Source organism: Senegalia sp. (in: firmicutes), assembly GCF_052088025.1.
In the GTDB taxonomy this organism is placed as follows: domain Bacteria; phylum Bacillota; class Clostridia; order Tissierellales; family SIT17; genus Anaeromonas.
Window position 1 is genome coordinate 38,968 of the sequence record NZ_JBQCYD010000005.1, and the last position, 13,375, is coordinate 52,342.

Here is a 13,375-nt window from a genome sequence, read left to right on the forward strand (position 1 = left end):
AAGCATTCATTTGTTTAACTATTATATATATTCATTGCTTTTTCTAAATCTGTATTCATTATTTCTTCTATTGCTTTAGATGCTCTTAAAATACTATCATCTACTAATTCTCTAGCTTCTTTACTAAAAGCTCCAAGTACATGATTTATTAAATCTTTTTCACCACTTGGTTTACCTATTCCTATTCTAATCCTTGGAAAATTATCATCCTTTAAATGATATATTATAGATTTCATACCATTATGACTTCCTGCACTACCTTTTTTTCTAATTCTAATATTTCCTATTGGTATATCTATATCATCATATACTACTATGATATTTTCTATGGGTATTTTATAAAAATCAGCAAAACCTCTAACTGATATTCCACTGTTATTCATATATGTTTGAGGTTTTATAAGTATTACCTTTTCTCCATTTATAGTTATTTCACCATATAGTGATTGATGTTTAATTTTTTCTACTTTTACATTTAATTTTTCTGCTAATAAATTAATCATGTCAAAACCTACATTATGTTTAGTATCCCTATACTTTTTGCCCGGATTTCCAAGCCCTACTACTAAATACAATTCTTTCACTCCTTGGTTTACTTAAAAAGTTTACTTACTGATTTATTTGAGTAGATTCTATTTATTGCATCTGCAAATAATGGAGCTATTGATACAATTTCTATTTTATCTATTTGTTTTTCTTCTGATAAAGGTATTGAATCTGTTATTATCAATTTTTCTATAACTGATTCTTCTAATCTTTCTATAGCAGGGCCTGATAAAACAGCATGAGTACAAGCAGCATATACTTTGTTAGCTCCAAAATCTTTAAGTACCTTTGCAGCTTTTGCCATTGAACCTGCTGTATCTATTATATCATCTATTATTATTACATCTTTACCTTTAACATCACCTATAACATTCATAACTTCAGATACATTTGCTTTTGGTCTTCTTTTTTCTATTATTGCTATAGGTAAATCTACAATAGATGCAAAGTTACGAGCACGTCTTACTCCACCTATATCTGGAGATACTATTACAGTATCTTTGTTTATTCTATCCTTTTTTATACAATCCTTTGCAAGTATTGGCACTCCTAATAAATGATCTACTGGTATATTGAAGTATCCTTGAAGCTGAGTTGCATGTAAGTCCATTGTAACTACTCTATCTGCTCCTGCTACTGATATCAAATCTGCTATAAGTTTAGATGTGATAGGATCTCTTGCTTTTACCTTTCTATCTTGTCTTGCATATCCATAGTAAGGTATAACAGCATTGATTCTACCTGCTGATGCTCTTTTTAGTGCATCTATCATTATCAACATTTCCATAAGATTTTCATTTACAGGAGGATTTGTAGGTTGTATTACAAATACATCTGCTCCCCTTACCGTTTCATTGATGTTTACAGATATCTCTCCATCACTAAACCTAGTTACTTCTGAATCACCTAAAGGTACTCCTGCTGCTTTTGAAATTTTTTCAGCTAATTCTTTATTTGCATTACCAGAAAAAATCTTTATGTCTCTTCCCATTACTTGCATTATATATCCTCCTAATAGTTTGTTATTTATTTTTTTTATTAAATACCCAATTTGATTTATTTACTTGCCTTGCGCGAGCTATAGATAAATCTCCTTCTCTTACTTCATCTGTAATAGTAGATCCTGCTGCAATATAGCCATGATCTCTAACTATTACTGGTGCTACTAAGTTAGAATTACTTCCTATAAAAGCATTATTTCCTACTGTGGATCTGAATTTATTTCTACCATCATAATTTACAAATACTACTCCACAGCCTATATTTACATTTTCTCCAACATCAGCATCTCCTACATATGAAAGATGTGATGCTTTAGAGTTATCTCCTATAGTAGCATTTTTAATTTCTACAAAGTCACCGATTTTAACATTTTTACCTATATTACTTTTTGGCCTTAAATATGCATTTGGACCTATATTAGTATCATCATCTACAAAACTTTCTATAAGCGTGGATGACTTTATATTTATTCTATCACTGATTATAGTATCTGTGATACTTGTACTTCCTTCAATTACACAGTCACATCCAATTTTAGTTTTACCTTTTAAGATTGTTCCAGGATAAATTATTGTATCTCTTCCTATTTCTACACTTTTTTCTATATAAGTATTTTTAGGATCTATTAATGTAACCCCATTTAACATGTGATAATCATTAATTTTTTCTCTCATAATTTCTTCCGCTTGTGATAATTGAATTTTAGAATTTACTCCAAGTATTTCTTTATTATCCTTTAAAATATATCCATCTACGTTATAACCTTTATCAGATAATATCTTTATAGTATCTGTTATATAATATTCATTTTGAGAGTTTTCATTTGTTAAACTCTTTAGTGCATATTTTAAAGCACTACCTTTAAACATAAAAATTCCAGAATTTATTTCTTTTATTTCTCTTTCTATTTCTGTTGCATCTTTATGTTCTATTATACCTATTATATTCCCATTTTCTTGTCTTTTTATTCTACCATAGCCTGTTGTATCTTCAAATTCTGCTGTTAAAACTACAGCATCTAAATCATATTTATTGCTATAATCTACAAGTTCCTTTAAAGTTTCACCTTCTATCAAAGGAGTATCTCCTGTAAGTATTATAACTTTATCAGAATCAGATATATGCTCCTCTGCTTGCATAACTGCAAAGCCTGTCCCATATGGTTCATTTTCACCAATAGGTTGATTTTCAAATACTATGTTTTCTCCTTGTAAAATATCTTTAACTTTTTCTTTGCCATGTCCTACAATTACTATATTTTTCTCACAACCAGCTTCTTCAGCTGCATCAATTACATGACCTGCCATAGGTTTTCCACATACATTATGTGCTACTTTTGGTATGTTTGAATTCATTCTAGTTCCTTCACCAGCTGCAAGTATTACAGAAATTATCATTTTAACACCTCTATTATTAAAATCTCTTTTTCCATATATATTATAACAGAAAGATAGGATATTTTATAGGGCAAAGTAAAAAAGATACCTAAATATAGATAAAGGTATCTTTAAGATTTAATTAAGCATTAACTAATTCTTCTTGTTTTTCATTTAATTCTATTTCATATTCTTTAAACACTGCCTCTTGAATTCTCATTCTAGTATCTGAATTAATAGGGTGGGATACATCTCTAAACTCTCCATCAGCCATTTTTCTACTTGGCATAGCTACAAACAGACCATTTATCCCCTCTATTACTTTGATATCATGAACTACAAATTCATGATCAAATGTTACAGAAACTATTGCTTTCATTTTACCTGTTTCATTTATCTTTCTAATTCTTACGTCAGTTACCTCCATCTCTTTACACCCCCTAAGCATTATAGATGATAGAATTATTTTACTTACTATCTATATTCTCTATAAATCCTCAAATTCCTTCTTTTTTTATGAAATTAATTTGATTTTTTTTAATATTTAAAAATATTAAAAAATTTCTTGATTTGGCTCTATTTCAATTTCATGTTTTTCTGGATTCATACTCTTTAAATTTAATAGGGCTGTATAATCATCTATTAATTTTTCTTTTGGTTCAGGTGTATTTATAACTACTCCAATACCTACAACTTCTGCCTTAAATTCTTTCATCATATCTCTCATTCCTCTTGCAGTTCCTCCAGCTTTCATAAAGTCATCTATTATCAAAACTCTAGAGTTCTCTTTCATTGCTTTTTTAGATAAAAACATAGTTTGTATTTTATTGGTAGAACCTGATATATAATTTATACTTACTGTAGCTCCTTCTGTGACTTTTAAATCTTTTCTTATTATTATTAGTGGCACATTTAGTATTTTTGCTGTCATGCTAGCAAGAGGTATCCCTTTAGTTTCAACAGTCACTACATAATCTATATTTTTATCCCAAAATTTAGTAGCAAATATTCTGCTCATTTTATATGATATATTAGGTGAATAAAGTAAATCTGACATATATATAAATCCACCTGTTATCATTCTTTCTGGATCCATAAATTTATTGGATATATCCTTTAAAAATATCTCGGCATTTTCATTTGAAATAGTAGGTATAAACTTAACACCACCACTTGCACCAGCTATTGTAACAATTTTACCTAAATCTAATGTTTCTACTAGTTCTTTTATCATCATGATATCTTCACTTATACTTGACTTTGCAGTATCAAATATATTATTAAAATAATTATAAGTAAATATTTCATTTGTTCTTTCTGTAAGTATATTCATTATTACTGCTAATCTATCTTTTCTATTAAACTTTTTCACAAAATTCACTCCTTGACGAATAATAAACTCTATTAATTCTATTTTATTCGTTTTTGAGATATTTATCAATGATATTAGCTTTTTATTTTATATATTTTTAACTTGTGATATAATCTTGAAGTGTAGATATCACAAGTTTTGGAAATAATAGATGTAATATAAATTAGGAGGAAATTTTATGTTAAATTTTGATATAGATAAATCAAATTACAAAAAAATACATTTTATAGGAATTGGCGGTATTAGTATGAGTGGTCTTGCTCATATTTTATTAAATAAAAATTACACAGTTACAGGTTCCGACATGAATGATTCTAATATAATAGAAAAATTAAGAGATGATGGGGCTATTATACATATTGGACATGATTCTAATAATATAAATGATGTAGACTTGATAGTATATACTTCAGCTATAGGTGAAGATAATCCAGAATATGCCTTTGCAAAAGAAAATGATATACCTATGATGGATAGAGCAACTTTTCTTGGAGAGATCATGAGAGGATATAAAAATTCTATAGCAGTAGCTGGAACTCATGGAAAAACGAGTACAACAGGAATGATATCATCAATACTTGTAAATTCAAAAATAGACTCAACTATTCTTTTAGGTGGAGAATTAGATTGTATTGATGGAAATGTTAAAATTGGAAATAATGAATTACTACTTACAGAAGCTTGTGAGTATAGGGGCAATTTCTTGAAATTCAACCCTACAGTAGGAATAATATTAAATATAGATGAAGATCATCTAGATTATTTTACTGGTATTGAACATATTAAAGATACCTTTAAAGAATTCATAGATTTGATACCTAATACCGGCTCTTTAATAGTAAATGGTGATGATAGTAATGTTAAAGATATAATTAGTAAGGATAGAAAAAATGTCATAAGGTTTGGTCTTTCAAGAGAAAATGATTATTATGCAGACAATATAAAATATGACAAGAAGGGCTATGGAAGCTTTGATTTATATATTAATAATGAATTTATTTCAAATATAAAACTCAATGTTGTAGGTGAACATAATATATTAAATTCCCTATCATCGATTGCTGCTACTTATGTTTCTGGTGTTGAAATAGATGTTATTAAAAGTGGTCTTGAAACTTTTGTAGGTACTCATAGAAGGTTTGAAGATAAAGGAATAGTTTCTGGAATACAAATAATAGATGATTATGCTCATCATCCGACAGAAATCAAAGCTACCCTAAGTTCTATAGGAGATATTTATAAGAATATTTATTGTGTTTTTCAACCGCATACTTATACAAGAACCAAATCACTTTTAAAGGAATTTGGAAAATGCTTCATAGGAGTAGATCAAGTGATTGTTACAGATATATATGCAGCAAGGGAGAAAGATACAGGAATAGTGAATTCCAAACAATTAGTTGATGAGATAAATAATAACGGAGTAAAGAGTGTTTTTATAAATACTTTTGAAGAAACCCTAGATTTCCTAGAAAAAACTGTGGATAAAGGTGATTTAATCATCACTGTAGGTGCAGGAGATGTGTATAAGATTGGGGATATGTTTAAAGAAATAAAAAGATAAGAATTCCCAAAGGGGAATTCTTATCTTTTTATTCTTCTATTCTTTCTAAATTTTCTACACCATATATTTCTTTCATCAATTCTTTAGTTTGCTCCTTATCATGTTCAAAAAAGGATAATGTCCAATCTTTAAATGTCAAAGGCTTTGTTTCTCCTGGAAGAGTATGAGTATTTACATCATCCATATCCATCCCTATAGCCTTTGTAGCATTAGCTGTTATATCTATTAAACTCATATCAGTTTTAACTTCTTTTGCAGCAGTCATAGCTACTTTTGGAAGGTTGAAACCTAGGGCCTTTTTAAGAGCTGCTTTAATAAACTTTTGTTGAGCTTCTACTCTGCCTATATCTCCATTGTTATATCCTTTTCTAAATCTTAAAAATCCCACAGATTCGCTGCCATTAAGAACTTGTCTTCCTTCTTCTAAGTATCTCACTTCTTTTTTGCCATCTGGATAAAAATAATCATATTTCATCCTTAAGGGAACATCCATTTCTACCCCACCTAAGGATTCAACTATATTTTCTACTCCATCATAAGAAATCGTAGCATAATTATCTATAGGTACTCCTAATATTTCTTCTACAGCTTCCATTGTTTTTTCTGCTGCCCTTTCATGTCCTTTTTTTAAATTTCTTATATATACTGCATTGAGTTTTCTATGATCTGCACTGTCATATCCTTGCTCATGATACTGGGTATCTCTTGGTACAGATATCATATCAATTCTTTTGGTTTTAGGATCAAAACTTGCAAATACAAGTGTATCACTTCTACCTTCCGCTTCTATTCCAATCAGTAATACATTTAACCTATCACTATTTGCTATTGCTTTTTCAAAAGCTGGCAAATTTTCTATTTCTTCCTGAGTATAATCACGCATAGGATGATCACCTCTTTTGTCATTTGCATTTGCTGTGTCATCGAAAAAATTAAAATAAGTATATACTCCTGCACCCATAACTATAGTAAAACATAATAGTGCAATTGAAAACACCTTCAAAAAATATTTCATATTTTATCTCATCCTTTATATTTATCCATCATAAGTTCACAAAATTATTATACCATATATATTAAGATATATTATTATTTTTTTATTACAGTTTAGCTTTATTTTTAAAATTCTTCTTCAATTATATGAATCATATTATCAAATACCATATCAACCCTTTCATCTTTTATACAATTTTTTTCTATTTGAGATTTTAAAATTATCATAAATTCTATTAAATAAGCCTTCATATTTATTTCTTTTTTCCTTGACTCACTCATACTTTTAAACCAAATCATTTTATTTTTAAATATAGTATATCTTTCTAATTGAATTATAACTTTTAAGGCCTCTATAGTATCATTAGCAGCCATAAATATCAATTCATCAGGAGAAGAAGGATATTCATTAAAGTATTTTTTATTCTTAGCTTCTTCTTGAGTACATTATATTATCTTTTCTTTATTTATATCTATACATTTAACTAATTCTTCCTTATCCACGAAATCATCCCCTTAATATCTTTTCTTATTATTAACTATATAATACTTTTAGAAAATTTAAAACATAAAAAAAGACATTACCCAAATTAATTTGAGTAATGTCTTTTAAATAGATTACTATCTTTCTACTATAAGTGCTGTTCCTTGTCCTCCACCTATACATAATGTTGCAAGTCCTCTTTTAGAATCTCTTTTTTGCATTTCATATAATAATGTTATAAGAATTCTAGCACCACTTGCTCCTACTGGATGACCTATTGATATAGAGCCTCCATTTACATTTACTTTTTCTATATCTATTTCTAAATCTTTAACTACTGCAAGAGATTGAGCTGCAAAAGCTTCATTTGCTTCTATTAAATCTATGTCTTCTATAGTTAAGTTAGCTCTTTCAAGTGCTTTTTTAGTAGATGGCACTGGTCCATATCCCATTATCTTTGGATCAACACCTGCTGAAGCATATGATTTTATAGTTGCAAGAGGTGTAAGTCCTAATTCATCACATTTCTCCTTGCTCATTACTACAAGTACTGCTGCTCCATCATTTATTCCTGATGCATTTGCAGCTGTTACTGTACCATCTTTTTTAAATGCTGGACGAAGTTTTGAAACCTTTTCTTTTGTAATCCCTGGTTTAATAAATTCATCATCAGAAACTACTATAGCATCTCCTCTTCTTTGAGGTATTTCCACTGGTACTATTTCATCTTTGAATCTACCTTCTTTTTGAGCCTTTTCTGCTCTATTTTGGCTTGTAACTGCAAAATCATCTTGCATATCACGAGTTAAATTCCACTCATCAGCTATATTTTCTGCTGTTATTCCCATATGAATATCATGGAAAGCATCAACTAAAGCATCATTAAGCATGCTATCAACTAAAGTGCCATCTCCCATTCTTTGGCCCCATCTTGCCTTAGGAAGTAAATAAGGAGCATTACTCATGCTTTCTGTTCCTCCTGCAATTATAATATCTGCATCACCTAACATGATAAATTGTGCTGCCATGCTTACTGTTCTAAGTCCTGAACCACAAACCTTATTTACTGTAAGTGCTGATGTAGTATTTGGTATTCCTGCATTTATAGCAACTTGTCTAGCTGGATTTTGTCCAAGACCTGCTGATAACACATTACCTAATATTACTTCATCTACCATTTCTGGTTTAATTCCTGCTCTTTTCATTGCTTCTTTAGTTGCTACAACTCCTAGATCTATTGCTGATAATTTTGATAAAGATCCCCCAAAAGATCCTACTGGTGTTCTAGCTGCTCCTACTATTACTACTTCTCTCATTTATATTTCCTCCTAGTTTAGTTTAATTTAATTTAATTTAAGTTAATTAATTAACAACTTCTTTAAACAAGTAGAACCTCGCTTTTATAAGCAAGGTCCAAACATTATTTCTTATTTATTATAATCATAAAATCCTTTTTTAGTCTTTCTACCTAACATATTACCTCTAACCATTTTTCTTAGTAATGGATGTGGTCTATATTTAGAATCACTAAATTCTTCATATAAGACTTCCATGATTGCAAGACATACATCAAGACCTATTAAATCTCCTAATGCCAATGGTCCTATTGGATGGTTAGCTCCTAATTTCATCGATTCATCTATATCTTCTTTAGATGCAATTCCTTCTGCAAGTATACCAACAGCTTCATTTATCATAGGAACTAATATTCTATTTACAACAAATCCAGGAGCTTCTTCAACTTCTACTGGAGTTTTTCCAAGCTCTTTAGACATTTCAACAATTTTTTCCTTTGTTTGATCACTGGTTGCTATACCTTTTATAACTTCTACCAATTTCATTACTGGTACTGGATTGAAAAAATGCATTCCAATTACCTTTTCAGGTCTATTTGTAGCTGAAGCTATTTCTGTTATTGAAAGTGAAGAAGTGTTTGAAGCAAGTATTGTTTTTTCATCACAAACTTCATCCAATTCTTTAAATATTTTTTTCTTTATATCCATATTTTCAACTGCTGCTTCTACTACTATATCTGAATCTTTAACATCATCATTAGAAAGCGTACCACTAACTCTTTTCATTATTTCATTTTTTTTATCTTCAGATATTTTTTCTTTTTTTACTAATCTATCTAAGTTTTTAGATACAGTATTTATACCCTTATCTACAAATTCTTGCTTTATATCTTTTATAACTACATCATAACCATTTTGTGCAAAGGCTTGTGCAATTCCTGATCCCATTGTTCCTCCACCAATAATCGTTGCTTTCATACATCTACCTCCTACAATTTATTTGTTTTTAAAATTTGGTTTTCTTTTTTCTATAAATGCACTCATACCTTCTTTTTGATCTTCTGTTGAAAAACATATTGCAAATAAATCTTTTTCTATCTCTATTCCTGTTTCAATATCTGTTTCTATTCCTCTATTGATAGCTGTTTTTGAATATTTTACAGCAATTGTTGCATTGGAAGCTATTTTTTCTGCCATCTTCATTGCTTCATCCATCAAATCTTCTTTAGAAACTAATATGTTTACAAGTCCTATCTTTTCTGCTTCTTTTGCATCAATCATATTACCTGTAAATATCATTTCTTTAGCTTTAGCTGCTCCAACTATTCTTGAAAGTCTTTGAGTACCACTAAATCCCGGAGTTATTCCAAGACCTACTTCCGGTTGACCAAATTTAGCTTTTTCTGATCCAATTCTTATATCACAAGCCATAGCAAGCTCACATCCGCCCCCTAATGCAAAACCATTTACAGCAGCTATAACTGGTTTTTCTATTAATTCTATCTTTCTAAAAACTTTAGCACCAAGGTTTCCAAACTCCCTTGCTTTGGCTGCAGTCTTTTCTTTCATTTCTACAATATCAGCTCCAGCCACAAATGATTTACCTTCACCTGATAATATTATAACGTTTACATCATTATCATTTTTCAAATCCTCAATTGCTTTATCTATCTCTATTAAAGTTTCTGTGTTTAAGGCATTTAACGCTTTGGGTCTATTAATTTTAATTATAGCTATACTTTCCTTTTTTTCTAAAATCAAATTATTAAAATCCACATTACCCCTCCTCATATTCTCTTAACTTAAATTGATGCAAATATTATGCCAAGTAAGAACTTACATGTAATATAGCATCTCACCCATATTTAGATTTCTTGTATAAATCATATGTCCTACAATTCATACACTTGTATAAAATAATATACACTATAAATTTATAGTGTATATTATTTTAATTTGCCTCTTTTATCATACTATCATATGCTTTGTTTATTTGGAAAACTCCTATATAATTATTTTCACTATCTATTACAGGTAAAATACTACTTCCAAATCTAAATTGAATTTCCAAAGCTTCCATTATTGTTTTATTCTTATCTATAGTATTTGTACTAATTATATTATTTCTATTAAAAACAAAGTTGTTTTCTATAGAGTAAGCCCCTATATATTTTCCATCTTCTATCACTGGTAGTATTTTTATATCCCTTTCTACTATTAATTTAGTATTATCTTTAACCTCTTTTAAATCTATTATAGGATATCTCTTATCTATAGCACTTCCAACATTCGCTACATCAGCATAAGATGTAAAACTTTTTATCCCAAAAAATTCATTTAAATAATTATCTTCTTGATTGAAAAATATATCTTCTCTACTACCTGATATTATGAGTTTTCCTTTTTTTAGTAAGATTATCTTACTTCCAAGTTTCATGGCTTCATGAATATCATGCGTGACAAATACAATGGTCTTATTTAATTTGTTTTGGATATTTAAAAGTTCATCTTGTAATTTTTTTCTAGTTATTTCATCTATTGCTCCAAATGGTTCATCCATCAATATTATAGGTGGATCTGCAGCTAATGCTCGTGCAACACCTACTCTTTGTTGTTGACCTCCACTTAATTCTGCAGGATATTTAGCTAAATCAGATCTATTAAGTCCTACAAGCTCTATAAGTTCAGATGCACGTTTTTTTCTTTTTTCCTTTTCTATTCCCATTATTTTTAATACATATGATATGTTTTCAGATATACTAAGGTGTGGAAATAAACCCACCTGTTGTATTACATACCCTATTTTGCGTCTTAAATCTATCTTATTCCATTTATTGATTTCTTTATCATTTATAAATACCTTACCACTAGTAGGACTTATCAATCCATTTATCAGTTTTAGGGCTGTAGTTTTCCCACAACCAGAAGGACCAATTAATGTTACAAAATCTCCTTCATTTATTTCTAAACTCAAATTATCTAATGCTCTTTTCCCATCACCATAGTCTTTTATAACATTCTCAAATTTTACTATAGCCACTATAATAATCCTTTATCTTTTAAGAATTCACGTGCTACATCTTCTGGTTCTTCATTGTTGCTTTCTACTTTATTGTTTAATTTTCTAATTTCTTCTTCAGATATATTATCTGTCAACATATTTAAGACATCCTTAAGTTCTGGATAAGCTTTGAGCGTTTCATTTCTAACTATTGTTGCAGCATGATATGATGGGAAAAAGTTCAAATCATCTTTTAATACCTTTAATCCATATTCATCTAATAGTCCATCTGTAGAAAAGGCATTTATTACATCAACTTCACCTGATTCAATTGCTTGGTATTTAAGTCCTATATCCATTTCTTTTGTATCTTTAAAGTTGAAATTATATTTTTCTTTCAATGCATTGAAGCCATCATCTCGTTCATAAAAATCATATTCTGCTCCAAATACTAATTCATCACTATTTTTTGCTAAATCAGAAAATGTTTCTATACCTAATTCTTCTGCTTTTTCTCCATTTATTGCTAGTGTAAAAGTATTGTTAAATCCATAAGGTTCTGTCCATAAAAGATTATATTCTTCATCATATGCTTTTTTAGTTTCTTCATACATTTCATCAGCATCTTCTATCAAATCATTTTTAAGTACAAACATCCATCCTGTCCCTGTATATTCTGGATAAATATCAATTTCACCTGAAGTTATTGCAGGATGTAAATTACTAGTTCCACCTGCTATTCCAGATTTCATCTCTACATCGATATCAGTTTTTTCTTCTATTAAAATCTTTAACATATCACCTATAATATATTGCTCCGTCATAGGTTTCGTACCTATTGTAACATTTTTGTCTTCAGATGCATCATCATTTTCTGAATTATCATCTGAAACATTTTCATCTCCACAGGCTATTGCTAGTCCTAAAATTAAAACTAATGTTAATAATAATATTGATATTTTTTTAAGCATTTAACTTTCCTCCCTTAATATTTTTTCCTTGTACTTTTTTAATTACTATTTTTTCTATAAATTCTAATATTCTATCTGCAATAATTGCAAGCATTGCAACTAGAATACTCCCTGCAAATAATAATTCCGTATTATAAGTGCTTATACCTCTCCATATAGCTGTTCCTATTCCCCCTGCTCCTATGAAAGCTGCTATTGCTGTCATTGCTATTGTCATTACTATCATAGTTCTAATTCCTGCTATTATAACGGGTAGTGATAGAGGTAGTTGTATATTAAATAATAATTGTAATCTTGTGCTTCCCATTCCCCTTGCAGCTTCTATTATATTTTCATCCACTTCAGTAATACCAACATAAGTATTTCTTACAACAGGAAGTAAACCATAAATTATCAGTGCAAGAATTGCATTTGTAGTACCAAGCCCAATAATAGAAACCATTATTCCAAAAAAGGCTATTACAGGTATTGTATATAGGAAGTTGGTGAAACTTATTACAAATGGAGCTAACTTTCTATATCTAGAAATTAGTATTCCAAGTGGTATTCCTATTAGAGATATTAAAATTATAGCTATAAAAGATATTTTTATATGTTCTATAGTTATTTCTAAAAAGTAATCAAATCTCTCTACATACATTATTATGACCTTTAACACCATTCCTATTATCGGAATATCTATCAATGAATTCAAGAAATCCATTTTACACCCCCTAAGTGTATTATGATATTTAATAAACATAATATACCCTTACTTACAATTTATAAGCA

General features: G+C 29.2%; 14 protein-coding genes. 1 reads left to right on the forward strand and 13 read right to left on the reverse strand.

The window, feature by feature from the left end:
• Positions 1-14: 14 nt before the first annotated feature.
• From pth to purR, 5 genes are all read right to left on the reverse strand, one after another.
• Positions 15-584 (reverse strand): aminoacyl-tRNA hydrolase, encoded by a 570-nt coding sequence (gene pth, locus ACTHUW_RS02275; protein ID WP_442198013.1) that lies wholly within the window; start codon positions 582-584, stop codon positions 15-17.
• 8 nt (positions 585-592) lie between these two features.
• A complete protein-coding gene (locus ACTHUW_RS02280; RefSeq protein ID WP_442198012.1) occupies positions 593-1,546 on the reverse strand; it encodes a ribose-phosphate diphosphokinase in 954 nt (317 codons plus the stop codon).
• A gap of 22 nt (positions 1,547-1,568) precedes the next feature.
• A complete protein-coding gene (gene glmU / locus ACTHUW_RS02285; RefSeq protein ID WP_442198011.1) occupies positions 1,569-2,945 on the reverse strand; it encodes a bifunctional UDP-N-acetylglucosamine diphosphorylase/glucosamine-1-phosphate N-acetyltransferase GlmU in 1,377 nt (458 codons plus the stop codon).
• A gap of 121 nt (positions 2,946-3,066) precedes the next feature.
• Positions 3,067-3,351, reverse strand: a complete 285-nt coding sequence (spoVG, locus tag ACTHUW_RS02290; RefSeq protein ID WP_442198010.1) for a septation regulator SpoVG — start codon at positions 3,349-3,351, stop codon at positions 3,067-3,069.
• A gap of 126 nt (positions 3,352-3,477) precedes the next feature.
• Positions 3,478-4,296, reverse strand: a complete 819-nt coding sequence (gene purR, locus ACTHUW_RS02295) for a pur operon repressor (RefSeq protein ID WP_442212430.1) — start codon at positions 4,294-4,296, stop codon at positions 3,478-3,480.
• A gap of 178 nt (positions 4,297-4,474) precedes the next feature.
• Here purR and murC point away from each other — a divergent pair, with 178 nt between their 5' ends.
• Complete coding sequence (gene murC / locus ACTHUW_RS02300) at positions 4,475-5,860, forward strand: UDP-N-acetylmuramate--L-alanine ligase (protein ID WP_442198008.1); 1,386 nt, start codon at positions 4,475-4,477, stop codon at positions 5,858-5,860.
• Between the two features lie 28 nt (positions 5,861-5,888).
• Here murC and ACTHUW_RS02305 read toward each other — a convergent pair whose 3' ends face one another.
• The 8 genes from ACTHUW_RS02305 to ACTHUW_RS02340 form a co-directional block, all read right to left on the reverse strand.
• The gene (locus ACTHUW_RS02305) at positions 5,889-6,875 is read right to left on the reverse strand and encodes an LCP family protein (protein WP_442199189.1); all 987 of its coding nucleotides are present in this window, start codon (positions 6,873-6,875) and stop codon (positions 5,889-5,891) included.
• 104 nt (positions 6,876-6,979) lie between these two features.
• Positions 6,980-7,228: a hypothetical protein gene (locus ACTHUW_RS02310; RefSeq protein WP_442198005.1), complete on the reverse strand. Its 249-nt coding sequence runs from the start codon at positions 7,226-7,228 to the stop codon at positions 6,980-6,982.
• 246 nt (positions 7,229-7,474) lie between these two features.
• The gene (locus tag ACTHUW_RS02315; RefSeq protein ID WP_442198004.1) at positions 7,475-8,653 is read right to left on the reverse strand and encodes an acetyl-CoA C-acetyltransferase; all 1,179 of its coding nucleotides are present in this window, start codon (positions 8,651-8,653) and stop codon (positions 7,475-7,477) included.
• A gap of 111 nt (positions 8,654-8,764) precedes the next feature.
• Positions 8,765-9,610 carry a 3-hydroxybutyryl-CoA dehydrogenase gene (locus tag ACTHUW_RS02320; RefSeq protein WP_442198003.1) on the reverse strand — a complete coding sequence of 282 codons (846 nt, stop codon included), beginning with the start codon at positions 9,608-9,610 and terminating at the stop codon, positions 8,765-8,767.
• Between the two features lie 18 nt (positions 9,611-9,628).
• Complete coding sequence (locus ACTHUW_RS02325) at positions 9,629-10,408, reverse strand: short-chain-enoyl-CoA hydratase (RefSeq protein WP_442198002.1); 780 nt, start codon at positions 10,406-10,408, stop codon at positions 9,629-9,631.
• Between the two features lie 175 nt (positions 10,409-10,583).
• The gene (locus ACTHUW_RS02330; RefSeq protein WP_442198001.1) at positions 10,584-11,672 is read right to left on the reverse strand and encodes an ABC transporter ATP-binding protein; all 1,089 of its coding nucleotides are present in this window, start codon (positions 11,670-11,672) and stop codon (positions 10,584-10,586) included.
• Positions 11,672-12,604: a glycine betaine ABC transporter substrate-binding protein gene (locus tag ACTHUW_RS02335; RefSeq protein ID WP_442198000.1), complete on the reverse strand. Its 933-nt coding sequence runs from the start codon at positions 12,602-12,604 to the stop codon at positions 11,672-11,674. The genes ACTHUW_RS02330 and ACTHUW_RS02335 overlap by 1 nt, the downstream gene beginning before the upstream one ends.
• Positions 12,597-13,307, reverse strand: a complete 711-nt coding sequence (locus ACTHUW_RS02340) for an ABC transporter permease (RefSeq protein WP_442197999.1) — start codon at positions 13,305-13,307, stop codon at positions 12,597-12,599. The genes ACTHUW_RS02335 and ACTHUW_RS02340 overlap by 8 nt, the downstream gene beginning before the upstream one ends.
• Between the last annotated feature and the right edge of the window lie 68 nt (positions 13,308-13,375).

Excerpts from the sequence above, each read along its gene's own strand:
- ACTHUW_RS02280 (WP_442198012.1), bottom strand. The coding sequence starts at position 1,546 with ATGCAAGTAATGGGAAGAGACATAAAGATTTTTTCTGGTAATGCAAAT.
- glmU (WP_442198011.1), bottom strand. The coding sequence starts at position 2,945 with ATGATAATTTCTGTAATACTTGCAGCTGGTGAAGGAACTAGAATGAAT.
- spoVG (WP_442198010.1), bottom strand. The coding sequence starts at position 3,351 with ATGGAGGTAACTGACGTAAGAATTAGAAAGATAAATGAAACAGGTAAA.
- murC (WP_442198008.1), top strand. The coding sequence starts at position 4,475 with ATGTTAAATTTTGATATAGATAAATCAAATTACAAAAAAATACATTTT.
- ACTHUW_RS02305 (WP_442199189.1), bottom strand. The coding sequence starts at position 6,875 with ATGAAATATTTTTTGAAGGTGTTTTCAATTGCACTATTATGTTTTACT.
- ACTHUW_RS02310 (WP_442198005.1), bottom strand. The coding sequence starts at position 7,228 with ATGGCTGCTAATGATACTATAGAGGCCTTAAAAGTTATAATTCAATTA.
- ACTHUW_RS02315 (WP_442198004.1), bottom strand. The coding sequence starts at position 8,653 with ATGAGAGAAGTAGTAATAGTAGGAGCAGCTAGAACACCAGTAGGATCT.
- ACTHUW_RS02320 (WP_442198003.1), bottom strand. The coding sequence starts at position 9,610 with ATGAAAGCAACGATTATTGGTGGAGGAACAATGGGATCAGGAATTGCA.
- ACTHUW_RS02335 (WP_442198000.1), bottom strand. The coding sequence starts at position 12,604 with ATGCTTAAAAAAATATCAATATTATTATTAACATTAGTTTTAATTTTA.
- ACTHUW_RS02340 (WP_442197999.1), bottom strand. The coding sequence starts at position 13,307 with ATGGATTTCTTGAATTCATTGATAGATATTCCGATAATAGGAATGGTG.